Source organism: Rhodobacteraceae bacterium LMO-JJ12 (assembly GCA_021555075.1).
In the GTDB taxonomy this organism is placed as follows: Bacteria; Pseudomonadota; Alphaproteobacteria; order Rhodobacterales; family Rhodobacteraceae; genus JAKGBX01.
This window is the reverse complement of the sequence record JAKGBX010000001.1, coordinates 613,183-639,070: the sequence shown is the minus strand read 5'-3', so window position 1 is coordinate 639,070 and position 25,888 is coordinate 613,183. Positions and strand designations below refer to the sequence as shown.

Sequence of the window (25,888 nt, the reverse complement as noted above, 5' to 3'; positions counted from 1 at the left end):
TAGATTTCATGAGCGAAGTGATCGACGGCGCCGTAAAGGCTCTCAATGAGAAGATGGGCGGCGAAGGTTTTTCGTCCACAGCAAAATTCGTGATCGAAGGCGAAGGTTCGGTCATCATTGATGGCGACGGTGCGCGCGCGAGCGACGATCCCGCCGAAGTCACCATGACTGCCGACACCGAGACCTTCCAGGCAATCATGTCGGGCGATCTCAACCCAACGGCGGCCTTCATGTCAGGCAAACTCAGCGTCGATGGCGACATGGGTCTGGCGATGCAGCTGGGTTCTGTTCTGGGCTAAATCTTGGAAAACGCACCCTATTTCGCACAGATAGCCGAAGGCCCCGGCGATGCAGAGACCTGCTGGCTGACCTGCGAAGACGGGGTGCGTATCCGCATTGGGCTGTGGAACCGCGACGCGCCCGCCGGCACCGTCCTGCTGTTCCCCGGTCGCACCGAATATATCGAGAAATACGGCCGCACAGCCTGCGAACTGGCCGCACGCGGGCTGGCCACGCTTAGCATAGACTGGCGCGGCCAAGGCATCGCTGACCGGCTCGCAGATGACCCCGCCACGGGCCACGTGCACTGGTTCTCCGATTATCAAAAAGACGTGAAGGCCATGGTCTCGGCAGCGCATGAGCTGAACCTGCCCCAGCCCTTTTACCTGATTGCCCATTCCATGGGTGGCTGCATCGGGCTTCGCGCACTCCACGAAGGCCTGCCTGTCGCGGCCGCCTGCTTTACCGGCCCGATGTGGGGCATCAAGATGGCCGCAGCCACCCGCCCCGCCGCTTGGGCACTGGCTTGGGGCGGAACGCTGATGGGAATGGGCCATGCCTATGCCCCCGGCACCGGCTCTTCCAGCTATGTCAGCACCGCACCCTTTGAAGACAACATGCTGACCACCGACCGCGCAATGTGGGACTATATGAAAGCCCAGATCGACGCCCATCCCGAGCTTCTGCTTGGCGGCCCCTCACTGCGCTGGCTGCACGAAGCCCTGCGCGAATGCCGCGCGCTTGATCGTATGCCCTCACCGCCTCAACCAGCCATCGTTTTCCTTGGCGTTAACGAACGCATCGTCGACACCTCGCGCATCCATTCGCGCATGGACAGGTGGCCGGGTGGTCGGCTGGAAATGATTGATCCCGGCGAACACGAAGTACTGATGGAAGGCCCCGAGACGCAAAAGCGTCTCCTCGACATGATGCAGGCCTACTTTGACAGCGCCCGCACCAACAGCCTTCCCACCACCGCGCAGGCCTAAACCACGCCCTTCCCCCTTGAGACCTGCGCGTGCCCGGCTTATCTCTGCCGGGCAATCAGCAATGAAAGGTCTTTCCATGCTCAATCTCCCCTTCCCCGTCCGCGACGCCAATGCCAGTTCGGGAAGCGGGGAGTTGGGCAATCTGCCGGAATGGAACCTCACTGATCTTTACGCAGGCGAAGACGACCCCAAGCTCGCCCAAGACCTCGAATGGTTCGAGACCGAGGCGCAGAGCTTTGCCGCCGATTACGAAGGCAAGCTCGCCGATCTGTCTGCCGCCGATCTGCTGAAATCCATCCAACGTTCGGAAAAGATGGACAACATCGCCGGGCGCATCATGTCCTACGTCGGCCTGCGCTATTACCAGAAAACCACTGATGCCGCCCGCGCCAAGTTCATGTCCGACAATCAGGAACGGATCATCAACGGCTCCGCCGCACTGGTGTTTTACTGGCTTGAGTTCAACCAGATTTCCGATGAGACCTATTCCGCCGCACTGGCCGAAAACGCCGATCTTGCCCGCTACAAGCCGGTGCTCGACCGCCGCCGCGCCATGCGCCCCTATCAGCTTTCGGACGAACTCGAAAAATTCCTGCACGATCTCGGCGCTGTCGGCGATGCGTGGGAAAAACTCTTCGATGAAACCGTCGCGGGCCTCGAATTTGAAGTCGACGGAGAGACTTACAATATCGAAGGCACCACCAACTTCATGACCGACCCGGACCGCGCCAAGCGTGAAGAGGCCGCGCATGAGCTGGCCAGCGTGTTCGGTGCGAATATCAAGACTTTCGCCCGCGTCCACAACACATTGGCCAAGGAGAAAGAGATCATTGACCGCTGGCGCCACATGCCCAGCGCTCAGGCCGCCCGCCATCTCTCCAACGATGTCGAACCCGAAGTGGTTGAAGCCCTGCGCGACGCGGTTGTCGCCGCCTACCCCAAGCTCAGCCACCGTTATTACGAGCTGAAACGCAAATGGCTCGGCCTTGATGTGATGCAGGTCTGGGACCGCAACGCTCCCCTGCCGATCGAAGACCCCCGCAGCGTCGGCTGGGACGAGGCGCAGGAGATGGTGATGTCTGCCTATGCAGGCTTTGATCCCCGCATGGCCGAGATCGCCGCGCCGTTCTTCTCCAAAGGCTGGATCGACGCCGCCGTGAAACCCGGCAAGGCCCCCGGTGCCTTCGCCCATCCGACCGTCACCAACGTGCACCCCTATGTGATGCTGAACTACCTCGGCAAACCGCGCGACGTGATGACCCTCGCGCACGAACTCGGCCACGGTGTGCATCAGGTGCTGGCCGCTGATCAGGGCGAAATGCTCTCCTCAACACCGCTCACGCTTGCCGAAACCGCCTCTGTGTTTGGCGAAATGCTCACCTTCCGCAAGATGCTTGACGGTGCCAAGACCCAGGAACAGCGCAAAGTGCTTCTGGCCGGCAAGGTCGAAGACATGATCAACACGGTGGTGCGCCAGATTGCGTTTTATGACTTTGAGTGCAAACTCCACGCCGCCCGCCGCAAGGGCGAGTTGACCCCAGACGATATCAACGCCATCTGGATGTCGGTGCAGGCCGAGAGCCTCGGCCCGTCCTTCGAATACATGGACGGGTATGAAACCTTCTGGGCCTACATCCCGCATTTCATCCACTCACCGTTCTACGTCTACGCCTATGCCTTCGGCGACGGATTGGTGAACGCTTTGTATGCGGTCTACGAGGAAAACCCCGACGGCTTCCAGGACAAGTATTTCGACATGCTGAAAGCCGGCGGCTCCAAACACCATTCCGAGCTTCTGGCACCGTTTGGCTTGGATGCCTCCGACCCGAAATTCTGGGACAAGGGCCTCAGCATGATCTCGGGCTTCATTGATGAACTGGAAGCGATGGAGGGGTGACTTTTAGCTGAACGGCCGCAACTGTTGAACGAATTCGGCAGGAAACCCCGACCTGAAGAATTCGGACTCCGTTGACCTGTACAACAACTGCCGACTAACCTCGCTCCCAGAGGTTCTTAATAATCAGCATTTTTTTGACCACCACGAATTGCACAAAACGGCTGGGGGTTTGACATGACGTTCCAATTGGCCGGAAGCGGTCCCGAAATCTATGAACAGGTTATGGTCCCGCTGTGGTTTGGTCGATGGGCAAAAGCCTTGGTCGATGTCCTGTCGCTTCAGCCTTCTGAAAGGGTGCTGGACGTCGCTTGTGGCACTGGTGTTACGACAAGACTGGCCATTGAAAGGGTCGGTCCAGACGGCGCAGTCGTCGGCCTCGACAACAACACCTCTATGATTTCCAAAGCAAAGGAACTTGCCGAAGATCTCAACATCACGTGGGTTCAAAGCGATGTCTGCGAAAACGGGTTGTCGTCAGGGGCCTACGATGTCGTCATGTCCCAACACGGGTATCATTATTTCCCCGACAAGCCCGCCGCACTCAAAGAATTCAGACGCCTGCTGGCTCCGGGTGGGCGCATGGCCTTTTCGATCTGGGACGGTCATAGCGCCTATACCAAAGCGATATGCGCTGCGGTCGAACGCCACATATCGCCCGAGATTGCCAACAAACAGCGCTCGCAGCGCGAAACCCCTTCTGCAGACATCTTGACCAATCAGGTCAGCAAAGCAGGGTTTTCCGATATCAACATTCACAGACAGGAATTGTCGATCAACGTGCCGCGTGCTGAGGAATTCGTCCCTCTGCACCTCGGCTCTATGCCGATTGCGGGCGCGTTTCTGGCGCTTAGTGATACTGCAAAGACGTCCCTTATCGATGATGTCGCGGATGCACTCAGCGATTATGTCCAAGGCGACCGGCTTGTCTATCCTGATGCGGTGAATGTAGCGCTCGCTTACAAGTGAACGGGCCATTGCGGCCGCGCAATTTCGCTTAGGCTATCACGGCCGCGCTCCTCACTCACTTCAACTGACTGTCCTTGCTCCCCCGCCGGTTAATCCCCCCGCGTGCCTTTGCCGCTCCATCCCGCTCCGACGCACAATCAATGCATAGCTTCACGCCGGGAATGGCCTCGCGTCGCTTCTCGGGGATCGGCTCGTCACATTCCGCGCAGTGCGTCAGACTCTCGCCCACCGGCCCGCGCCGCGCCTTCATCCGCGCCAATTCATCCGAAATCGAGGCTTCGATCTGTTCGCTTACCGCGCCGTCCTTGGCCCATCCACCGGCCATGCTCACGCCCTCCGTTGCATAAAATCCAGAGGCCCAGCCTAGTCTGCGCCTCAAATCCGCGCAATCCTCAGGCTATTGCGCCAACAACAACCCTTCGCGCTGATCCTTGCCCAGCAAGACGAAATCTCTCAGTTGACCGGTTCGCCCCTGACGGATCTGCTCATCCAGCCCCTTCAGAAGCTGGATCGCCGTGCTGGAACTCGCCGCGACCATGTGGCCGCCCGCGCTGCCATCGTCCAGATCCGTAAGATCCACCACCGTCACATCAAGCCCGTCCACGGCCTTCTGGTCCTCGATCCGCCCAAGCCGCGGCTTGCGCCCGGTCAATAGCTCGGCAAATGTCAGAACCCTGTCCTTGCGCGACGTCATGATCAGAAAGGGTTGCGGCAGTTTGCCAATGGCTTCAGCCTGATGGCGAAACACGTCCGGATCGATGTCGGGCGACATCAACACCACCGCGCTGATCGCATCCATCATGTGGCGGTCCCCCTTCAGCGCCATCTGGCGCAGCGCTTCCATGGTCAGATACCCGCCCATCGAATGCGCCAGAATGAAAATCCGCCGTTGCCCATTCGCGCGCAATCCGCGGATCAACTCTTCAAAGCCATCGCGTGCAAACAGCACCGAGTCACGATCATAGATATAGCCGCGCGCATCCCCCGCCGAAGGCCAGGCAAACAGGATCGCCGGATCGGTCAGGCCAAAATCATGGCGGATCTGGGCCAGGCGAAACGCCGCATCCTCCAGCGTGTTGTTGTAGCCATGCACATAGACCAACACGTCGCCCTGTGGCACCTGCTCGCGCCGCACCGCACGGGTAAACGCCGCCACATCGGCGTAATTCTCGGCCGCGACCGGGGCGAAAAACTTGGCCGGATCGACAACCCCTTTGCCGCGTTCAAGCTGGCCCGGCTGATGCTCCGGCGGGATCGAGATGCTGATCTGGCCGTAATTCACCTTGGTATTGCGCCGCGCGCCAAACATCGAACCCATCTGCCCGATGCCGCGCTGTGTCGCCACAAAGATGTTCTGCACGTCCAGCCCCTCGGGAAGCGCGCTCAGGCCGGTAACAGCCGGACGCGCACAAGCCGCCAGCAGAGCCAGAAGGGAAAGAACCGTAAGGGTGTAAGCGCGCATCATCTGCCCAATTCATCACAGTTTGACGCTCTGGCCCAGCCTTATTCCGGGCGACAAGCCATCACCGGCGCAAAATCCCCGACTGAATTGAACGCGGCCAGCGGGCGCGTCACCGGTTTGCCACCCCGGAAGGTCGTCGCCACGACCCGTCGCCAGCCGGCATCGGCGGTGATCACCTCAGGCCCGCCGCCGCAATCGCGGATACCGCCGGGGATCACATCCCAGCCGATCTTGTGATTGGTCAGCCCCGGAATATCCGCCACATGACCCAGTGTGCCCCCCTCCAGCCGCCAGATCCGCAGCACCTTGGCCAGATGCGGCCGGTCGATATAGGCGATCTCGATATGCCCATCGCCATCCAGATCCGCCGCGCCCACCGGCGCAAGCCAGCGATGGCTTTGCCCGATAAATGGCGTCGCCGCCAGCGCAACAGGCTTGCCCGCCTCCAGGCCGATCACCAACAGCCGCGCCCCCTTGGCCAGATGGCTTTGAATCACGACCACCTCGGGCCTGCCGTCCCCGGTAACGTCCCAAAGGCGCGGCGCAATATCCTCGTAAACCAGCGTCTCGGGCAGCCTTATTTCATAGCTCAGCGAGGTCTTGCCCTGAAATACTCCCGCCTTGCCGCCTTGGGCGCGCCCGACGGTGATGCGCAGATTGCCCCATTCTATCGCATCGCCCAGAATGCCGTGATCATAACGGCCTGTCGGCTCGGAAAACTCCGCTTGGGAAATCACCGCCCCGTCATCGGCACGACCCACGTCGGCCCCCGCCAAGAGCACCGCGAGGCAAGCGAAGAGAACCCCCGCGCCGCGCCGCATCAAATCTGCTTTTCAGGCATTTGAACGATCAGACCGTTCAACGCATCGGTGACTTTGATCTGACAGGTCAGCCGCGAGCGGGCAGGGTCCGGCTCATAGGCGAAATCCAGCATATCTTCCTCCATGTCATCCTTTGCCGGTACCTTCTTGACCCAGTCGGGATGGACATAAACATGACAGGTCGAGCAAGCGCAGGCACCACCGCAATCGGCCTCGATGCCGGGAATGTTGTTGTCGCGCGCGCCTTCCATAACAGTCAGCCCATTTGCCACTTCAACGGTATGCTCGGTTCCGTTGTGCTCAATATAGGTGATCTTCGCCATATTGCGTTCGTCCTCTTCTCGCCGCTTGTGTCAGCATCGTTCTAGACAAGCCTCTCGCGGCCCGCCAGCCCCATTTGCGGCGATCCGCCCACCAAAACAGGCGTATTCACACCATGGCGCGGCTTTGTTTCGACGCGGTTTGCACACCACTCCCCGCCAAATCGGCACGCTCGGGGGCGCGCGCGCCAAGCCAGCTTTCCCATCCTTGCCAAACCAGCTAGACTTCAATCAATCAATCAATTCAGGGCAGAGCAGCCACAGCCATGAACCTCAGGGGCATAGTAGCCAGTATCAGCGCGCTTGGCGCACTTGTCGCCTGCGACGGCGCAGATCCTCTTGCAGGGCTCAGTGAGCCTGTACTCATGGAAACCCACGAACGTGCGCCCCCCGGCGCGCCCGAAGGCAGTTGCTGGGGCAAGGATGTCACTCCGGCGGTGATTGAAACCGTGACAGAACGTGTTCTCCTTCAACCCGCCGAAGTGCTTGACGATGGCACCGTCCTGGCCGAACCGATCTACAAGCTCGAAACTCGACGTGCCATCGTCAAGGAACGCCGCGAGCTGTGGTTTCAGACCCCCTGCGAGGAGCAATTGACGCCCGATTTCCTGGCCTCGCTTCAACGCGCGCTCGCCGCGCGCGGCCACTATCGCGGTACCATCACCGGTGAAATGGACACACGAACCCTGCGCGCCATCCGCCGCTACCAGGAGCCTCAGGGGCTCAATAGCGCAATCCTGTCGCTTTCGGCGGCGCGCAAACTCGGGCTGGTCGCCATGGACCGCCCGGAAGCAGACTAACCAAGCGCCCCACCTGCCCCGCAGGATATGCCTATCACATATCCGCCTCGCAAATTGAGTGCGGCCACCCAACAAGGGCGGCCGCATCGTTTTCATCACCGGTTTGGCTTACTCGGTTGGCTTACTCGATCGAGATCGCCACAAAGCGCGGATCCCCCGCCCGGCGCACTAGAAGCAGAAGCGATTTGCGCCCCGCCTCCTTGGCCTCTTCAATCCGTGAGTCGAGATCCGAGATGGCCTTGACCTTCTGTTGGCCCGCTTCGGTGATCAGATCCCCGGCGCGAAGGCCCTTCTCATAAGCTTCCGACATTTCGTCGATGTCGCGCACCACCAGCCCCTCGGCATTATCGGCAAGGTCAAGCTGCCCACGCAACTCTTCGGTCAGCGGCACCAAGGTCATCCCCAGAACAACCTTTTCCTTAGGCGCCTCGCTCTTGTCGTCGCCGCCCGGCTGCGCGGCGGGCACTGCGCCCTCGGCGTCCTCTCGCCGACCCAGTGTGATTTTCAAGGTCTGTGTCTTGCCGTCACGAAACACCACAACGCGCACCGCCTTGCCGACTTCGGCGTTGCCAACCTGGCGCACCAGCCCACGGGTATCGGCCACATCCACACCATCAAAAGACAGGATCACATCGCCCGATTGCATGCCGCCTTCCTTGGCCGGTCCGTCCGGCACATCAGTGACAAGCGCGCCCGCCACCTTCTCCAGACCGATCGCTTCGGACACATCCTCGGTCACATCCTGAATGCGCACACCCAGCCAACCCCGGCGGGTTTCGCCAAACTCCTTGAGCTGGGTGATAACCTTGCTCACAACATTCGACGACATCGAAAAGCCAATCCCGATCGAGCCGCCATTAGGGCTGAGAATCGCGGTGTTCACCCCGATCACATTGCCATCCATGTTGAACAGCGGCCCGCCCGAGTTGCCCCGGTTGATCGCGGCATCAGTCTGAATGTAATCGTCATAGGCACCCGAAAGGGCGCGGCCGCGTTGCGAGACGATCCCGGCGGAAACCGAGAAGCCCTGACCCAGCGGGTTGCCCATGGCCATCACCCAATCGCCCACGCGGGCGGTGTCACTGTCGCCAAAGCTCACAAATGGCAACGGTGTTTCTGCTTCGACTTTCAGCAGCGCAATATCGGTGTTCGGGTCTGTCCCGATAACCGTGGCGGGCAATTCACTGCCCGAAAAGAATTCAATCACGATTTCGTCGGCGCTCTCGATCACATGATTATTGGTCACGATATAGCCGTCTTCAGAGATGACAAAACCCGATCCCAGAGCAGACGAGCGGCGCGGCCTCTCGCCGTCCTGCCGGTTGCGGTCCTGAAATTCGCGAAAGAAATCTTCGAACGGGCTACCCTCGGGCACGATCGGCCCGGGCCCTGTCCCGCGCGCCACCACGGTCGAGGTGGTGATATTTACCACCGCCGGGCTAATCTTGTCGGCCAGATCGGCAAAGCTTTGCTGTGCCGCCGCCTGTAACGCCTGAACCAGCATAAACAGCATCACCAACGCGCTCATCCCGAACGCTTTCAGAACATGCCGCTGTCGATTATCGTTCAGGGTTCTTACAACTACCTGATCAGTCACACGCGTATCTCCCTTGATATCCGGATTCGTCTGGCCCGGATGTCCGGGCCATTTGTGTGTAGAGTGTAATGTAGGAGGAAACAGGCGCAACTCAAACCCGCGCAGCGCCGCTCAACCGATTGTGAAGTCATGCGAAGGGTTGAGACGGTCGGACAGGCCTGCACCAAGACCGCTTTTTTGGCGCGAATAACCATGGTGTCATCTTACGCTCCCATGGCCTTAGCAATCCAGACCAGCAACAATCCAACGACAAGCGCCAGCATTCCAACCAGACGCCGCGCCTCTGGCGGCATCGCCTTCAAAGCCTCCAGCAGGTCTTCCACAAGCGAAGGGGCCAGCGCATAGACCAGCCCCTCCACAATCAGCACCAGCCCGAGGGCCAGCAATGCAACACCCAGCATCATTCAGAGCGGTTGTTCTTCAGATAATCGAAGAACTCGCTGTCAGGCGACATCACCATAGTGGTGTTGTTCTCACTCAGCGAACCACGATAGGCGTTCAGTGATCGATAAAAGGCAAAGAACTCTGGGTCTGCGCCAAAGGCTTCAGCGAAGATTGCGTTCCGCTTGGCATCCGCTTCACCTCGGGTGATCTCCGATTGCCGTTTGGCATCCGATACGATCTCCACTTGTGTCCGATCTGCCTGTGCGCGAACCCGCTGTGCGGCCTCGTTGCCTCGGGCGATCTCGTCTGCAGCTTCGCGTTCACGTTCGGCGCGCATCCGGTCAAACGTAGCCTGTTGGTTGGCTTTGGGCAAATCGGTGCGCTTCAGCCGCACATCGATGATTTCAAGCCCCAAGGAGCGCGCCTGAGAAATTGCCCCGTTGCGGATGCGCAGCATCAGCGCCGCCCGGTCCGCACTCAGGATGTCGTTTGATGCGACACTACCAAGTGCTTCGCGCGTTTCAGAACGCAGGATCGAATCGAGTCGCGTCCCGGCTATGTTGAGCGCATTTTCGCCCTCAGCCGCAGTCGCCAGACGGAACATTTTCACATCTGCGATGCGGTAACGCGCAAAAGCATCAACTTCGAGGCGGCGGTCGTCCGATGGGGTGATCTGCATCTGTGGCACATCCCGGCTCAGAATGCGGTCATCATAGCGCGCCACTTCCTGAATGAGCGGAATTTTAAAGGCAAGCCCGGGTGAGTCCTTGACCGCGACAACCTTACCAAATTGCAGAACGAGAACCTTCTCGCGTTCGTCCACGATAAAAACCGACGACAGAATGCCCGCCAAAACCAGAACGATAATCGGCAGAATAAACGTTGATTTCCGCATCAGTTATTTCCTCCGGCTACCGGCTTGCGCAATTCGTTGAGCGGCAGATAAGGCACCACGCCCTGACCACCTGATTTCTCATCGATGATCACCTTGTCGACTCGTCCCAAAACCTCTTCCATAGTTTCGAGGTAAAGACGTTTGCGGGTCACTTCGGGCGCTTTCGTATATTCGGTCAGAACCGCCTTGAACCGGCTGGCCTCACCCTCGGCCTCGTTGACCACTTGGGCGCGATAGCCTTCTGCTTCTTCCAATACCTGCGCTGCTTCACCGCGCGCGGCGGCCAGAACAGTGTTGGCATAGGCATCAGCCTGCTTTTCCAACTGGTCACGCTTTTGCTCTGCCGATTGCACAGCAAAAAACGCATCAATCACCTCGTCAGGCGGATCGGCCTTGTCAAAGTTCACCCGCACAATGTTCACGCCCGAGTTATAACTGTTGAGCGTCGATTGGATCAGGTCTTTCAACCGGTCGGCAATCACACCACGATCCCGGTTCAGGATTGGGGCCAGCTCGCTTTGGGCGATAATCTCGCGCATCGCCGATTCACTCACCGCACGAATCGTCGCCTTGGGTTCACGCAACTCGAAAAGGAAGTCTTTCGCATTCGAGATGTTCCAAACCACCTGATAATCAATATCGACGATATTCTCATCACCGGTCAGCATCAGACCGTTGTCACCAAAGGTTTCACCGGTCCCGATATTCTCGGTCTGCTCGCGTGTGACCGGCAGAACTTCATAAGTCACCACTGGCCAAGGCGCAAAGTTCAGACCCGGACCGCCGGTCGAGGAATATTCGCCCAGAAACAACTCAATCGACTGTTCTTCCGGCTTGACCGTGTAAAAGCTGGCATAAGCCCAAAGCGCCACAGCCGCCAAGGCGCCAAGCCCAATGGTGCCACGGGTCAGCTTGGGGCCTTCGCCACCAGAACCGCCGCCGCTGCCGCCATTGCGCGCGCCGCCGCCACCGCGCCCGCCCATAAGGACGCGCAGCTGTTCCTGGCCTTTTTTCATCAGCTCTTCGATTTCGGGAATTTGTGGACCATCTTCACCCGGACGGCGTCCGCCACCCCGCTTGTTGCCACCTTCATCATCACCGCCGCCGCCTTTGCCGCCGCCGCTATTTCCTCCGCCGCCCCAAGGGCCGCCCGAGTTGCCAGCCATATATAGCCATCCTCTCTTTAAATCCGGTTATGCACTACCTGTGCCATTTGCCGGAAAATTCAAGTCATCCATCACGCAGTTCGTGTCGGAACCTTCATAGTTACAATTTCTTCGCTCATCGTCGGGTGCACTGCCACGGTGCGATCAAAGTCTTCTTTCGTCGCGCCCATCTTGATGGCAATCCCGGCCAGCTGGATCATCTCGCCCGCCCCCGGCGCTACGATATGACAGCCCAGAACCTTACGCGTTTCCGCGCAAATGATCAGCTTCATCAGAACCCGGTCCTCGCGGCCCGCAAACAGCGTCTGCATCGGGCGGAAGCTTGAACAATAGACCTCGATCTTGCCCTGTTCACGCGCCTCTTCCTCGCTCATGCCCACGGTGCCAATTTCTGGCTGGGTAAATATCGCGGTCGGAATCAACTCATGATCAGGCTTGGTCGGGTTGCCTTTGAACACGGTCTCAACAAACGCCATCCCCTCGCGGATCGCCACCGGGGTCAGGTTCACGCGGTCGGTCACATCGCCCACCGCATAGATCGACGGCACGTTTGTCTGGCTGTAATCATCAACCACGACCTCACCCTTGCGGCCCAGCGTCACACCCGCCTCTTCAAGCCCCATATCGCCCGTATTGGGCGCGCGCCCGGTGGCAAACAACACCACGTCAAACTCGCGCTTGTCGCCGTTGGTCGCCTTAACATGCACGCCGGTATCGGTCTTTTCCATCTCGATCACATTGGTACCAAGATGCAGCTCAACCCCATTGTTGATCATCTCTTCGCTGACCAATCCGCGCGCCTCGTCGTCAAATCCGCGCAAGATCTGCGCACCGCGATAATACTGCGTCGTCTTCACCCCAAGCCCGTTCATGATCCCGGCGAATTCACAGGCGATATACCCTCCACCCACGATCAGGATAGATTTCGGCAGCTTCTCAAGGTGGAAAATCTCGTTCGAGGTGATCGCATGCTCTTCACCCGGAATACCCGCCTTCACCGGATGCCCGCCCATCGCCAGCAGGATATGCTTGGCGGTCTTGCGCTCGCCGGTCGACAATTCAACCGTATGCGGATCAACCAGCCGCGCGCGCGCATCAAAGGTCTCGACCCCGTTAGATTTCAGGATATTACGGTAAATTCCTTCCAACCGGTCCAGCTCGGCGCTGAGCTGATCGTGGAACTTGTCCCAATCAAACCCACCGGCATGAACGGTCCAACCATAGCTGGCCGCATCCACCATCATCGGCGCAAATTCACTGGCAAAAACCATCAGCTTCTTGGGCACACAGCCCCGGATCACACAGGTGCCACCATAACGATCTTCCTCGGCCAAGGCGACCTTGGCACCGGTTTCACCCGCCGCGACCCGTGCCGCACGCACGCCGCCGGAACCTCCACCAATGACAAAAAGATCATAGTCAAACGCCGTCATTCTGCCTGTCCTCTTTTTGATCTGCCCGGCGGTATTTCACAGCCATGCCGCGAACGCCAGTCACAAGCACCATTAAGCCGGTTTTCACCAGTAATTAGGGCCGCACCCCAACCTGATTGCGTCATTCCGCCAGATCGGTAAACAGATTGTCGTCCTCGACAAAATCAAGCCGATCTTCCTCGACTGTACCTGCGTTGATGTCGCGGACTTCAACGCGCCCGTCGCCATAACCAATCACCACAGTATCGCAGATATCAATGAACAGGCCATTCTCCACCACACCGGGCATCTGGTTCAAAACCATTGCCAACTGGCGCGGGTGGCCGATCCGATTGAGATGCAGATCAATGATGTGATTGCCCTCGTCGGTGAAATACGGCACGCCGCCGTTCATGCGCAGTGAGGTCTGACGCCCCAGCACATCCATGCTGATCAGCGTCTCCTCGATCAGCGCCTTGGTGGTTTGCCAGCCAAACGGAATAACCTCAACCGGCAGCGGAAATGCCCCCAGGGTTTCGACCTCCTTGCTGGCATCGGTAATCACCACCATCTGATCGCTGGCCGTGGCCACGATCTTTTCCTGCAAAAGAGCCCCACCGCCACCCTTGATCAGGTTGAGATTAGCATCAAACTCGTCGGCCCCGTCGATCGTCAGATCGAGCCATTTCGCCTCGTCAAGCGAGATCACCTCGATGCCCACATCGCGCGCCAGCTCGGCAGTGCGGGTCGATGTCGGCACGCCGCGTATTTTCAGCCCGTCATCGCGCACCATCTCGCCAAGGCAACGCACCAGCCAGGCCGCCGTGCTGCCGGTGCCAAGCCCGACACGCATGCCGTCTTCCACCATTTCGGCGGCGCGTTTCGCGGCCACGAACTTGGCCTTGTCGATTGGTGAAAGCTCTCCGGTCATTGGCAGCATCTCCGTATGTCTGTCCCCGGGGGTGGTTATAGGAGAGATGCCGGGACCGCGCGAGGGGTAAATCACACAGTTTGCACCATCTACAACCCCGACCCAGCCCTAAGCGCGGCGCAGCCCGTCAATCACCTTGCCCATCAAGACGATCAGCTGCGCACGCTCTTGATCTGAAAACCGGGCCAGCGCGGCCTGACCGACCTCGGCGGCGGCCTTTGTCGCGACGAGCTACAGTTGCGCCGCGAGCGGCTGGCGCGCGCCGGTTGATTCGTATCGAAAATTGAGGGCAGACAAGCAAGGGCGCGCATGTAAAATTGCACTCATGACTGTGCCCTATCGCCTGCATTATGCTCCCGACAACGCCTCGCTGATCGTGCGCCTGGCGCTCGAAGAACTGGGCGCGCCCTACGAAACCGTGCTGGTCAATCGCGCCGCCCGGGGGCAGCAATCCCCCACCTATCTCGCGCTCAACCCTCATGGCCTGATCCCGACGCTCGAAACCCCGCAAGGTCCGATCTTCGAGACCGCCGCGATCCTGCTATGGCTGGCCGACAGCCATGGCGCGCTTGCCCCCGCCTGTGACACCCCCGAACGCGGCGGTTTCCTGAAATGGCTGTTTTTCACCTCCAACACCCTGCACGCCGGAATGCGCATGTTGTTCTACCCCGAAAAATATGTCGGCACCGACCCGGCGGCGCAATCGGCCCTGCGCACCACCATGCAATCCGCGCTCAAAACCCATCTCAAGGCGCTTGATGCCCTCGCCGCCGCCCATTCGCCCTGTTTCAACGCCATCCCGATCTCGGTGCTTGATCTCTACATTCCGGTGCTGCTGCGCTGGCTGGCGCTCTATCCCCAAGACGGCTCCGATTGGTTCGATCTCGCGGCCACGCCGCATCTGGCCACCCATGCGGCGCGGATCGAACAGCGCGGCAGCGTCAAAGCCGCCATTCTCGCTGAAGGGCTGGGCGAAACCCCCTTCACTGATCCCTCGCCCGCCATCCCGCCAGAAGGAAGCGCGACCTAAATGTTCCTCTCCGTATTCGAGATGTTCAAGGTGGGCATTGGCCCATCATCTTCACACACCATGGGGCCGATGGTTGCCGCCGCGCGGTTCCTCGACCTCATGCGCGCGTCGCCCTTCGTCTTTGCCGGGCTGCGCGGTTCGCTGCACGGCTCGCTCGCCTTCACCGGGGTCGGCCACGCCACCGACCGCGCCACGATCCTCGGCCTCGCCGGGTTCAGCCCGGAAAGCTATGACCGCGACGCCGCCGAAGCCACGCTTGAAACGATCCGCATAACCGGTCGTATCACGCCCCCCGGCCTGCCCGAGCTGCGCTTTGCCCCAAAAGAAGATTTGTTGTTCGACTATGGTCCGCCCCTGCCCGGCCACGCCAATGGCATGATCCTGATGGCCACCGATGCCCAGGGCGATGTGACCCTGCGCGAGACCTACTATTCCGTTGGCGGCGGCTTTGTTCTGACCGAAGCCGAACTGGCCGCAGGCAAGGCGACGGACGAAGGCGACCCCGTGCCCTACCCGTTCAAATCCGCCGCCGAAATGCTCGAAATGGCCGAGCATTCAGGCAAGACAATCGCCGAGATGAAGCGCACCAACGAGATCGCACGCGGCTGCGCTCAATCGCTCTCCGCCGGTACCGCCCGGCTCTGGCAGGTGATGAACGATTGTATCGAGCGCGGGCTCACCGCTGAGGGAGAACTGCCCGGTGGCCTGCGCGTCAAACGCCGCGCCCGCTCGATCCGCGAACAGCTCGAAGCCGAGCGCGGTCTGAACCTCAACGCACCGCACACCATAAACGACTGGATGTCGGCCTATGCCATGGCGGTAAACGAAGAAAACGCCGCCGGTGGTCAGGTCGTCACCGCACCGACCAACGGTGCCGCCGGGGTGATGCCCGCGGTGATCCGCTACTGGCTCGATCACGTGCCCGGTGCTGCGCCCTCCAAGATTGAGGATTTCCTGCTCACCGCCGCCGCCATCGGCGGGCTGGTGAAATTCAACGCCTCGATCTCTGGTGCCGAAGCGGGCTGCCAAGCCGAAGTCGGTTCTGCCGCCGCCATGGCTGCCGCCGGGCTTTGCGCGGTGATGGGTGGCACGCCCGAACAAGTCGAAAACGCCGCCGAGATCGCGCTCGAACATCACCTCGGGATGACCTGCGATCCGGTAAAAGGCCTGGTGCAAGTGCCGTGTATCGAGCGCAACGGCCTCGGCGCGATCAAGGCGGTCTCGGCGGCCTCATTGGCGCTGCGCGGCGATGGCACCCACTTGGTGCCGCTCGACGCCTGCATCGAAACCATGCGCCAGACCGGCTTGGATATGAGCGAGAAATACAAGGAAACCTCGCTCGGCGGTCTCGCCGTAAACGTGCCCAACTGCTAAAACCGCCTGCGCCCGCACAGCGGGAATCCGCAAACCTCCGCCCTGCACCAAATCTCGGTAAACGCCGGTAAGCTGTGCGCACATGCGCCCGGCAAAGCCCGCACAACTCAAAGCAACATATAATTGCCAAAACGCATGTTCCGCACTAGCGTGGCGCAATGTCGCTGGATCGCCCCTTACTCGGCATCGCCCTGATGCTTGGGTTTTGCGTGCTCGCCCCGCTCGGGGACGCCGTGGCCAAGTTACTCGGGCAATCGGTAGCCATCGGGTTCTTGTTGCTCTTTCGCTTTTCCATTCAGGCGCTGTTGCTGATCCCTCTCGTGGTGCTGACAAAACGAACCTGGCAGATGCGCGGCCGGGTGCTGCATCTGACTGCGTTGCGCACGCTGCTGCATATTCTTGGTATCGGCATGATGGTGGCAGCGCTGCAATACCTGCCCTTGGCTGATGCCATCGCCATCGTCTTCGTCATGCCCTTCATCATGCTGCTGCTGGGGCGCTTCGTGCTTAATGAACAAGTCGGGCGGCGTCGTCTGAGCGCGGCAACCGTCGGTTTCTTGGGCACTCTTCTGGTCGTTCAGCCCAGCTTTGCCGCCGTTGGCTGGGCCGCACTTCTGCCGCTGGGCGTGGCGCTCAACTTCGCTCTCTTCATGTTGATCACCCGGCAGATCGCGAAACAGACCGATCCAATCGGACTTCAGGCCGTCAGCGGCGTGATGGCCACCCTGTTCCTCGCGCCCGCACTGGTCCTTGGCACTCTGAAAGGGTTTCCACCGCTGTCCTATGTGGCCCCCAACAGAACGGAGATGATGCTGTTGGTAGGAATCGGCGTCATTGGCACGCTGGCCCATCTGTTGATGACATGGTCGCTGCGCTATGCCCCGTCCGCCACGCTGGCACCGATGCAATATCTCGAAATTCCCGTCGCCGCCGCACTTGGTTGGGCGATATTTGGCGATTGGCCTAACGGGCTCGCGCTCTGGGGTATCGCGATCACCGTCGCTGCCGGGCTCTTTATCGTTCTGACCGAGCGGGCCAGCGCGGCGCGTCCTTATCCGCCAACGCCTCAGCCACAAGATCAAGCAAGCCAACCGGCAGAATAATCAGCATCGCCGGACGGTCACAGGTCAAATGCACCGGCCCTTGCGCGACATTCGATGTCCCGATCCGCGCCCCCGGCGCAAAACCGATCCCCTCCACCGGCCAACGCAGCCCGTTCGAGTGTGCCCGCACCTCCCCCAACGGAAACAGAGAAAACCGCGCCCCTTCCGGCAGATCAAGCCGCAACTCGGGTGGCGCAAGAAACACCAGATCGCGCTTGCCCAGCAACACACAGGCCCGCTCAGGAAAGCGCATCAAACCGTGCAGCGCCGCCAGTTGATGATCAAGCTGCCCACCAGAAAAGCCCACACCAATCACCAGCGGCGCGTCGATCCGGCTCAGGCATTTCTCGAAATCCGTGCTGTCCTGCTCACCAATCATATGCAGCCGCTCAGACGGAATCGCCGCCTTTGCCGCCGCACTTATCGAATCGAAGTCACCAATCACCACATCGGGCATCCACCCAAGGCACAACGCCCTATCCGCCCCGCCATCCGCCGCGACCAACTGCGGCGCGCGGCTTATTGCCGCCTCAAGCAACGATTTTTTCGCTTTGCCCCCTCCCACCAGGGTGACTGGGCGCGTATCGTGAACAATCGAACGGATCATCCCCTATTGATGTCCAAAATGGAAACGGATCACATTCTTGTCACAAAATGATACTGTAAACATCCAAGATTCGGGCCGCTTTCGTCTGGGATAGGAGATTACAAGTTTAAGTAACTCAGCAAACATTGGGCGAGCATTCATTATGGTTGATACCAACAAGATCCTTACAGTTTCCTATGGCACGTTTTCGTGCACTCTTGAAGGCTTCGATGATTCCTTCGGAACCATGAAGGCGATTGCCGAATACTTCCGGGATCTCGCAGCCGATGATCGATACTTCGGGGCCGAGCCTGCGACACCCGATGCCGAGATGCTGGCACGCATTGCCGAGAAGGAAATATCCCGCCGGGTCGAGGCACATCTCGACAAGAACAATATCGTGCTGCGTGCCGACCAGGGCTCGATACTGCCGCTCGCCATGCGCGAACCGGAGCAGGATCAAGAGACCGGCGTACAAGACGCTCAAGAGGCCGAAGCCCCCGCACCCGCCAAACCCGAAGCCCCCGCTTTCGAAGTCCGTGACATCGAAGCCGCCGCGCCGGAGGTTGCCCAAGGTATTCAATCCGAGACAACCGGCATCGCCGATCAGATGGCTCCACTCGCCCAGTCGGTCGCACAAGAGGCCGCCGCGCCCACAGCCGAATACATCGCTCAAGAAGACGAAGACGCCCCTGTCGTCACAAATGAGCAAGACGACGATACGCTCGAAAATATCAGCAAAGACCTCACCCTGCCCGCCGAAACCGACGACACCGATCTCGAATTGGACACGCCGGAAGCCGAGCAGGAAGCCGAGCAACCGGTGATCAAAGAAGACGTAGCCGAAGCCGAAGCGTTCGAGCAGATCACCCCTTCCGTCCAAACCCATGACGACACCAACAGCGTTGCTGACAAATTGCGCCGCATTCGCGCCGTGGTCTCGCACGACAGAAATACCGGCGTCGACCCGTCCTATACCGAAGACGAACACGCCGACGATTTCCTCGCCGACACGCATCAGGAGCTTGAGGCCGCGCTCGCCATCGACGACGAAGCCGAATTGGCCGAAAACGCGCCTGTCGAAACCAGCGAAGACGACATCTCGGCCCTGCTTGATCGTTTCGGCTCCGAAGAAGGCGACTCTGAAGACGACGAGATTTTCTTCCCCGACGCCATCGAAGAAGCCATCGAAGACGACGCACCCGAGACCGCTGCGACGCCTGAAATGGCCGAAGATGTGGCCGAAGACAGTCTCGAATCCCAACCCGAAACCGAAACCGAACCCGATGGCCGGGCACCGATCCGCGCCCGCATCATCAAGATGAAGCGCGTCGATTTTGAGGCCGCTGTTGCTGCCGGCGGGATCGAAGAAGACCTGCCGGATGACGACACAAGCCTGTCGGACGAGGAAGAAGAAGAACTGCTGCGCGAACTCGCCGCGGTCGAAGCCGAACTGCATGGCGACGATAGCACCACGGCCGAGGACGCCGTTGAAGACAACAACGACCAGCCAGAAGACGACGACGCCATAGCGGCTGAATTTCTGGAAGACCTCGAAGAAGACGACGAAGACGACAGTGCTTTCGCACAATACACCGAAGAAGATGACGTCGCAGACGAAGAAGATGGCGACGACGATTTTGCTGGCTTCGAAATCGACGAGGATGAAGACGAGGATGACAACATCTTCGGCAGCAGCGAAAGCGAAGACGACCACGCCGAGCACTCGGACGAGCGCCACCCATCCTTCGGTGACGATGCCGAAAGTGAAATGGGCCGCATCTTTGCCGAAGCCGACACCCAGATGGACGAGGAAACAGGCAAGGGCCGCCGCAACGCCATCGCCCATCTGCGTGCCGCAGTCGCTGCCGCCAAAGCCGAAGAAGGTGCCGGTGGCAAACTAAAGGCCGACGGCCCCGACACCAAGGTCTATCGCGATGATCTGGCCAATGTGGTGCGGCCGCGACGCCCGGAAACCGTCAGAGCTCAGACCCGCCGCCCTGAAACCGCGCGCCCTGCACCGCTCAAGCTGGTGGCCGAACAGCGCGTCGATATCAGCGAAACCAAACCGGTCCAACCCGTGCGCCCGCGCCGTGTCGCCATGCCGGTTGCCGGGCTGTCCGAAAGCACGGCAGTTGGCGGAGATTTTGCCGAATACGCCGAAACCGTTGGTGCCAATAGCCTGCCAGAACTCCTGGAAGCAGCAGCCGCCTATCTTTCCTTTGTCGAAGGCCGCGAACAATTCTCGCGCCCGCAGTTGATGACCCACGTGCGTCAGGTCGAGAAAGACGAGTTTTCCCGCGAAGACGGATTGCGCTCGTTTGGCCAACTCCTGCGCGAAGGCAAGATCGAGAAAATCTCGGGCGGCCGCTTCAAAGCTTCCGAAAACATCTCATACCGCCCCGATGCGCGCTACGCCGGCGAATAAACCGCGCGACTGCGCATAGAAAAAACGGCGCCCCATCACGGGGCGCCGTTTTGCATTTGCAGTCCTGGGTGGGCAGCCTGCCCACCCCCATAGATCAAGCGATCACATCAGACTTTTTGCTGAGTGTATTTCTTCAACTCTTTACGTGCCACCTGACGACGGTGCACCGCGTCGGGCCCATCGGCCAGCCGGAGCGTGCGCACCTGGGTCCAGGCAATCGCCAACGGCGTATCCTGACTCACGCCTGCGCCACCATGCATCTGAACTGCATCATCAAGAATCTGCAGCGATGTCAGCGGTGCCACCACCTTGATCATCGAAATCCACGGCGCGGCTTCGCGCGCGTCGCCCTTGTCAATCATCCAGGCCGCCTTGAGGCACAACAGCCGCGCCTGTTCGATCTCCATGCGCGCATTGGCGATGATATCGTAATTCGCCCCCAGATGGGCAATCTGCTTGCCAAAGGCTTCCCGATCCAGCGCCCGTTTGCACATCCGCTCAAGCGCGGCTTCGGCCTGACCGATGGCCCGCATGCAGTGGTGAATCCGTCCCGGTCCAAGCCGTCCTTGCGCGATTTCAAAGCCGCGCCCTTCACCCAGGATCATGTGATCCGCCGGCACCCGCACATTGGTGAACTTCATATGCATATGGCCATGCGGCGCATCGTCGTGGCCATAAACCTGCATCGAACGCACAACCTCGATACCCGGCGTGTCAGCGGGCACCAGAAGCATCGAATGCTGCTTGTGGCGCGGCGCATCATCATCACCGGTCTTGGTCATTACGATATAGACCTCACAACGCGGATCGCCCGCCCCTGATGACCACCACTTTTCGCCGTTCATCACATATTCGTCGCCCTCGCGAACGCACGACATCGCGATATTGGTCGCATCCGAACTGGCCACATCCGGCTCGGTCATCAGATAAGCCGAGCGAATTTCGCCCTCAAGCAGCCGCGAAAGCCACTTTTCCTTCATCCATTCCGCGCCAAAGCGTTCCAGAACTTCCATGTTGCCGGTGTCGGGTGCTGAACAGTTGAACACCTCCGCGCCCATCGGCGTCTTGCCCATTTCTTCTGCGAAATAGGCATATTCCACCGTGCTCAACCCATAGCCACGCTTGCTGTCGGTAAGCCAGAAGTTCCACAGGTTGTCGGCCTTGGCCTTCGCCTTCAGCCCCTCAAGAATCTCCGCCTGACGCTCGGTGAATGTCCAGCGATCACCTGTGTTGATTTCACGGTGATATTCTTCCTCCAGCGGCACGACCTCGTCACGGATCATCGCGCGCACCCGCTCCAAAAGCGGCATGATCTCTTCGCGGATCCCAAAATTCATATCCATATCGGCAAACTCCTCTCGTCGCATCTCGGTGCGAATAAGAGGGCGCGCTTGACCAAGAGTAAACCCCAGCATTCAAATGCCGTTGCGTCCTGACGCCCCGAGCGCAGCGTCGCGCGGTGACACATGGCCGTAACAAAACACCTGCATACTGTGGGCATAGCTGATTCCCTTTTGCATCAGGTATTTCAAAACTTCTGCGGCGGCCCGTCCCCGGCCGCCGCAATTCCCCTTCAAGGGTCATCGCTATTTTTTGCGATATTGCCAGCAAACCAGCAGACAAGCCACAACCGCAGCAAAAGCTGCGGGGCAGGATACAATTGTATTGTTCGGGATATATGGTGCGGTCGAGAAGACTCGAACTTCCACGGGTGTTACCCCACAGCGACCTCAACGCTGCGCGTCTACCAATTCCGCCACGACCGCACAGTCAAAGCTTGGTGATGGGCCGTATAGCGAAGGGTTTGCGCGTTGTGAAGAGGGAATGCGCGCTTCGCTTCGGGAAATTCCACACCGTGAAAACGCAAGCAAAAGGGCGCAGCCAACAGGATGCGCCCTTCCCTTGATTTCACCACAGGGGTTGCCTGTCTGCCTAGTCCGAGGTGGCCGACGTGCCGCTCAGCAAGCCTGCCGCCTTTGAGGCAAAACCCTTGAGCCCCATGCCACCCGGCGCCGAAACCGGCTCGGGCTGCATCACAGGGGCCGCACTCTGACCATTCATCATCATCGAAGCCTTGCGAATCAGCCCATTGCGCTCGGGCTGTCCCGGGGCAAAAACCGGTGCCGCGGCCAGCGCCGACTGATACCACCCCATTGCCAGATCGGGACGTTCCGCAGTGCCGATACCCGAAACCAGATGGTGCCCCAGAAGCTCGCCGTAGGCGTCATGCCCAAGCCCGGCCAACACCAGAGCCGATCCGATCGCAACGCCCATGTTGTCCGTGCGATAGCCCACAGACAAACAGATCTTCGCCGTCCCGGCCAGTTGTTCGGGGTTCATCCCGGTGCTGGCGACATAGCCTGCAACCTGCTGCACCATCGCGTCGCGCGCCGTGGTCCCAAGCGCTGCGGTCTGATCTTTCAGAAGCGCGCCAAAATCGCTGCATTGCTGTGCGATCTGGGCATCAGAAAAGCCCTGGATCCTGGCGGCCATTGCCTGGCCCTGATCCATTGCATAACCGCGCGCCAGACAGAATTGCTCACCCAACGCCTGATCAGGATCGACCAGCCGCGCCTCGGTCACGAAGCCGCCATTCGACGAGGTGACCAGGCTGACCTTGGCGCAATGCGAGGCCAGCGAGACCATTTGCGGCGCAGGTGGCGCGGCGAATGTCGGCAATGCGGGCTTCGCCGGTTCCGGCGCGGAGGCCAGTTGCGACGAGAACGCCGGCGCAGTGGTCTGCGGCGCAACAGCCACGGTTGCCGGCGGCAATGTCACTGCCGACGGTGCCGCCGGAGCGGGCGCGGGTGCGCTGGCCATGACCGTTTGGCCACTGTCGGCGATCTGGCACAGCCCATGTTGACAGGTAAACATCGCAGGCGTCGCATTCGTCGCCTGGAAATCATTGCGCTGAAAGCCTTGTGGCGTTGACGCAAAGACCCGCACAGCACAGGACGTACCGCTGCACCAGAAACCCGAACCCGTCACCGAAGTGTCAATCAGATAGTCGGTGCGCCCATCTGCATTCATATCAGCCAGCTGGATAAAGCCCGCCCGTGAAATAAGCTGCTGCGGCTCCACGTTGGAGTTGCGCGCGATCTCATAGACCGCTTCGGAAATCTGCGGCGGCAGCCCGCCGATCGACTCGTTTTGATACGTGCCTCCGGCCATGGTTCCGCCCAGCATCTGCTTGCGCGTTTCCAGAAGCAGCCCGCGCATGCCCTGCGGATGGGTCGAAATCGTCTGTGCCACAGCCGCGCCACCCATCAGCGCCTTCTGATAGGAGGTCACCAGAATACTGCGCTCCAGATCGGTCAGCTTGCCCGTGACGGGGAACTGCATGAAGGCCTGATATTGCGAGATCCCGGCGCGCGAGTTTCGCCCCATCACGCCGTCGGCTGAGCCGACGTTCCACTGAAAATGGTTGAGCGAGGTCTGCACTTCGCGATTGGCTTCGCGCTGCGCACTCGACATGCCTTTCTTAGGCGCCTTGTAATAGCGTTTCGTCGTCGTGCGACGCTTGTTCTTGTTTGCTTCATTGACGATAGCGCCGCCAATGATGGCACCGACGATCCCGGCGGCAAGATTGTTATCCGCTCTCACCGGCGCAGGCGCGCCCGACAGAAAGCTCACCGAAATCACGGCTGCTATGAGATGTCTGAGTTTCATAATGTCCCTTTCAAAATCGTCTTAGTACCAGTTCGATGGCCGCAATCCGGCCTGCTGTGACAAGTCAAAATGCATCCGGCGATTGCTCACCGATGGGCAATTTCCCTGATTATGCGACCTGCCGCGCGCTTATGGCAAGCTCAATCTCGGTTGCATTTTGCACTTCTGTGCGCGCAAGTTCGCTGCCCACAACAGGCTAAAACCATGATTTCCATTGCATCGGCGCCGATTTCTGGGTCCGAAAGGCGACAAAACATGATTGCAACACCGCTTGCCTTCCCTTGCGATCCACTCCCGACATGCTATCTCCCTGAACCATGGTGGAATGGAAAATCTCTGACGGCCTCACCGGCTATCTCGACGCGCTTGCGTTCATGGAAACCCGTGTCGCGGCCATCGCCGCGGGCGAGGCAGACGAATGCATCTGGCTGCTCGAACATCCGCCGCTATATACGGCTGGCACCTCGGCCAAACCCCAAGACCTGATTGATCCAAACCGCTTCGAGGTGCACGAGGCACGGCGCGGCGGGCAATATACCTATCATGGCCCCGGCCAGCGGGTGATTTACGTCATGCTTGATGTCGGCAAGCGCGGCCATGACGTGCGCCTCTTCGTCAAACAGCTGGAAGACTGGGTGATCGCCACATTGGGCGAATTCAACGTCACCGGCGAAATCCGCGAGGGCCGCGTCGGCGTCTGGGTCACCCGTCCCGAAAAACCGCCCCTGGCCGATGGCCACCCCCGCGAAGACAAGATCGCCGCAATCGGCATCCGCCTGCGCAAATGGATCAGCTTTCACGGCATCTCAATCAACGTCGAACCCGACCTGGACCATTTCTCCGGCATCGTTCCGTGCGGCATTTCCGAATATGGCGTGACCAGCCTGGTCGATCTCGGCCTGCCCGTTACCATGCCCGATCTCGACAGCGCGCTACAAAAAACCTTTTCAACCATTTTCCCAACTTAAAGCGAGTATTGTGCTATGCTGGAACAAACCCAGGTCACACTCGTTTCCCCATGGCACAGACAATCTGGCGATGCGCAATCACGTCGAACCAAACAGCTTGCTTATCGCCGGGTTCAGCGCCCTTAACACCCCTGTGACAAATCGGCCCGAGTCTTTTGCTTGTCACTGATACCCTCCGGACTATATCAAGACCCGGACGCACCACGCTAGAAAAGCACAACGAGGTAATCATGAAGACCATTCTGACAACCGCCGCCGCCCTTCTCGCTCTCGCCGCTCCGGCCTTCGCCGAAGGCGACGTTGAAAAAGGCGAAAAAGAATTCAAGAAGTGCAAAGCCTGCCACATGATCGTCTCGCCAGATGGCGAGGCAATTATGAAAGGCGGCAAGACCGGCCCGAACCTCTATGGTATCGTCGGTCGCGTTGCTGGCACTCAGGAAGGTTTCAAATACGGCGACGGGCTGGTTGACGCCGCCGCCGCCGAGCACGTTTGGACCGAAGAAGAACTGGCCGCTTACATGGAAGACCCCAAGGTCTGGCTTGACGGCCAAGGTTTTGCCAAGAAAACCAAGATGACCTTCAAAATGAGAAAGAACCAAGAAGATGTGGCGGCCTTCCTCGCAGCACATTCGCCTGCTGCGGAAGGCGAAAAAGCCGACTGATCCGACAAGACCGGAAACTTACCTGAATGATGCAAACGGAGGGCCAAGCGCCCTCCGTTTTCTATTTCTGCCCACTACAAATACTTCCCATTCCCAACGAAAATCTCCGATTCACCCGCCGTCTTTGGGTTTTCACTGCGTTGAAACAA

24 protein-coding genes and 1 tRNA gene are annotated in these 25,888 nt (G+C 59.6%); 11 read left to right on the top strand and 14 right to left on the bottom strand.

The features are described from left to right. Positions 1–8: 8 nt before the first annotated feature. The 4 genes from LZG00_03040 to LZG00_03025 all read left to right on the top strand — a co-directional run bounded on the left by LZG00_03040 (position 9) and on the right by LZG00_03025 (position 4,131). The gene (locus LZG00_03040; GenBank protein MCF3592969.1) at positions 9–299 is read left to right on the top strand and encodes an SCP2 sterol-binding domain-containing protein; all 291 of its coding nucleotides are present in this window, start codon (positions 9–11) and stop codon (positions 297–299) included. Next, a complete protein-coding gene (locus LZG00_03035; GenBank protein MCF3592968.1) occupies positions 300–1,268 on the top strand; it encodes an alpha/beta hydrolase in 969 nt (322 codons plus the stop codon). A gap of 76 nt (positions 1,269–1,344) precedes the next feature. Next, positions 1,345–3,165, top strand: coding sequence for a M3 family oligoendopeptidase (locus tag LZG00_03030; protein ID MCF3592967.1), 1,821 nt, complete (start codon positions 1,345–1,347; stop codon positions 3,163–3,165). A 174-nt stretch (positions 3,166–3,339) separates the two neighbouring features. Continuing rightward, entirely contained in the window at positions 3,340–4,131 is a 792-nt protein-coding gene (locus LZG00_03025) for a class I SAM-dependent methyltransferase (GenBank protein MCF3592966.1), read from the top strand. A 55-nt stretch (positions 4,132–4,186) separates the two neighbouring features. On the opposite strand, the gene LZG00_03020 is transcribed toward LZG00_03025, so the two are convergent. The 4 genes from LZG00_03020 to LZG00_03005 form a co-directional block, all read right to left on the bottom strand. Continuing rightward, on the bottom strand, positions 4,187–4,456 hold the full coding sequence (locus tag LZG00_03020) for a DksA/TraR family C4-type zinc finger protein (GenBank protein MCF3592965.1): 270 nt from the start codon (positions 4,454–4,456) through the stop codon (positions 4,187–4,189). 72 nt (positions 4,457–4,528) lie between these two features. Next, a complete protein-coding gene (locus LZG00_03015) occupies positions 4,529–5,596 on the bottom strand; it encodes an alpha/beta fold hydrolase (protein MCF3592964.1) in 1,068 nt (355 codons plus the stop codon). A gap of 38 nt (positions 5,597–5,634) precedes the next feature. After that, the gene (locus LZG00_03010) at positions 5,635–6,414 is read right to left on the bottom strand and encodes a VCBS repeat-containing protein (GenBank protein ID MCF3592963.1); all 780 of its coding nucleotides are present in this window, start codon (positions 6,412–6,414) and stop codon (positions 5,635–5,637) included. Next, a complete protein-coding gene (locus tag LZG00_03005; GenBank protein MCF3592962.1) occupies positions 6,414–6,737 on the bottom strand; it encodes a 2Fe-2S iron-sulfur cluster-binding protein in 324 nt (107 codons plus the stop codon). Before LZG00_03005 ends, LZG00_03010 begins: the two co-directional genes overlap by 1 nt. A 263-nt stretch (positions 6,738–7,000) precedes the next feature. On the opposite strand from LZG00_03005, the gene LZG00_03000 reads away from it, so the two are divergent. After that, positions 7,001–7,534 (top strand): peptidoglycan-binding protein, encoded by a 534-nt coding sequence (locus tag LZG00_03000; protein ID MCF3592961.1) that lies wholly within the window; start codon positions 7,001–7,003, stop codon positions 7,532–7,534. A 121-nt stretch (positions 7,535–7,655) separates the two neighbouring features. Here the strand turns inward: LZG00_03000 and LZG00_02995 are convergent, their stop codons facing one another. The 6 genes from LZG00_02995 to rpiA form a co-directional block, all read right to left on the bottom strand. Beyond that, on the bottom strand, positions 7,656–9,062 hold the full coding sequence (locus LZG00_02995) for a Do family serine endopeptidase (protein ID MCF3592960.1): 1,407 nt from the start codon (positions 9,060–9,062) through the stop codon (positions 7,656–7,658). Between the two features lie 272 nt (positions 9,063–9,334). After that, positions 9,335–9,532, bottom strand: a complete 198-nt coding sequence (locus LZG00_02990; protein MCF3592959.1) for a DUF2065 family protein — start codon at positions 9,530–9,532, stop codon at positions 9,335–9,337. Beyond that, on the bottom strand, positions 9,532–10,410 hold the full coding sequence (locus LZG00_02985) for a protease modulator HflC (GenBank protein MCF3592958.1): 879 nt from the start codon (positions 10,408–10,410) through the stop codon (positions 9,532–9,534). The genes LZG00_02990 and LZG00_02985 overlap by 1 nt, the downstream gene beginning before the upstream one ends. Beyond that, positions 10,410–11,576: an FtsH protease activity modulator HflK gene (gene hflK, locus LZG00_02980; GenBank protein ID MCF3592957.1), complete on the bottom strand. Its 1,167-nt coding sequence runs from the start codon at positions 11,574–11,576 to the stop codon at positions 10,410–10,412. Before hflK ends, LZG00_02985 begins: the two co-directional genes overlap by 1 nt. Before the next feature lie 71 nt (positions 11,577–11,647). Then, positions 11,648–13,009, bottom strand: a complete 1,362-nt coding sequence (gene gor, locus LZG00_02975) for a glutathione-disulfide reductase (GenBank protein ID MCF3592956.1) — start codon at positions 13,007–13,009, stop codon at positions 11,648–11,650. Between the two features lie 121 nt (positions 13,010–13,130). Beyond that, positions 13,131–13,919: a ribose-5-phosphate isomerase RpiA gene (gene rpiA / locus LZG00_02970; protein MCF3592955.1), complete on the bottom strand. Its 789-nt coding sequence runs from the start codon at positions 13,917–13,919 to the stop codon at positions 13,131–13,133. A 325-nt stretch (positions 13,920–14,244) separates the two neighbouring features. On the opposite strand from rpiA, the gene LZG00_02965 reads away from it, so the two are divergent. The 3 genes from LZG00_02965 (at position 14,245) to LZG00_02955 (ending at position 17,426) form a co-directional block, all read left to right on the top strand. Further along, positions 14,245–14,949, top strand: coding sequence for a glutathione S-transferase family protein (locus tag LZG00_02965; GenBank protein MCF3592954.1), 705 nt, complete (start codon positions 14,245–14,247; stop codon positions 14,947–14,949). Next, positions 14,950–16,323, top strand: a complete 1,374-nt coding sequence (locus tag LZG00_02960) for an L-serine ammonia-lyase (protein MCF3592953.1) — start codon at positions 14,950–14,952, stop codon at positions 16,321–16,323. A 158-nt stretch (positions 16,324–16,481) separates the two neighbouring features. Next, positions 16,482–17,426 carry a DMT family transporter gene (locus LZG00_02955; GenBank protein MCF3592952.1) on the top strand — a complete coding sequence of 315 codons (945 nt, stop codon included), beginning with the start codon at positions 16,482–16,484 and terminating at the stop codon, positions 17,424–17,426. Here LZG00_02955 and LZG00_02950 read toward each other — a convergent pair. Next, positions 17,338–18,033 (bottom strand): thiamine diphosphokinase, encoded by a 696-nt coding sequence (locus LZG00_02950; GenBank protein ID MCF3592951.1) that lies wholly within the window; start codon positions 18,031–18,033, stop codon positions 17,338–17,340. The two genes, LZG00_02955 and LZG00_02950, sit on opposite strands and share 89 nt — an antisense overlap. Positions 18,034–18,175: 142 nt before the next feature. Between LZG00_02950 and LZG00_02945 the strand changes: the two genes are divergently transcribed. Continuing rightward, complete coding sequence (locus LZG00_02945; protein MCF3592950.1) at positions 18,176–20,440, top strand: hypothetical protein; 2,265 nt, start codon at positions 18,176–18,178, stop codon at positions 20,438–20,440. Positions 20,441–20,547: 107 nt separating this feature from the next. Here the strand turns inward: LZG00_02945 and LZG00_02940 are convergent, their stop codons facing one another. From LZG00_02940 to LZG00_02930, 3 genes are all read right to left on the bottom strand, one after another. Further along, a complete protein-coding gene (locus LZG00_02940; protein MCF3592949.1) occupies positions 20,548–21,783 on the bottom strand; it encodes an acyl-CoA dehydrogenase family protein in 1,236 nt (411 codons plus the stop codon). Positions 21,784–22,119: 336 nt separating this feature from the next. Next, positions 22,120–22,206, bottom strand: a tRNA-Leu gene (locus LZG00_02935). A 166-nt stretch (positions 22,207–22,372) separates the two neighbouring features. After that, complete coding sequence (locus LZG00_02930) at positions 22,373–24,109, bottom strand: peptidoglycan-binding protein (GenBank protein MCF3592948.1); 1,737 nt, start codon at positions 24,107–24,109, stop codon at positions 22,373–22,375. Between the two features lie 317 nt (positions 24,110–24,426). Here LZG00_02930 and lipB point away from each other — a divergent pair, with 317 nt between their 5' ends. Then, on the top strand, positions 24,427–25,077 hold the full coding sequence (gene lipB / locus LZG00_02925) for a lipoyl(octanoyl) transferase LipB (GenBank protein ID MCF3592947.1): 651 nt from the start codon (positions 24,427–24,429) through the stop codon (positions 25,075–25,077). A 230-nt stretch (positions 25,078–25,307) separates the two neighbouring features. Beyond that, positions 25,308–25,739, top strand: a complete 432-nt coding sequence (locus tag LZG00_02920) for a cytochrome C (protein ID MCF3592946.1) — start codon at positions 25,308–25,310, stop codon at positions 25,737–25,739. Positions 25,740–25,888 lie beyond the last annotated feature (149 nt).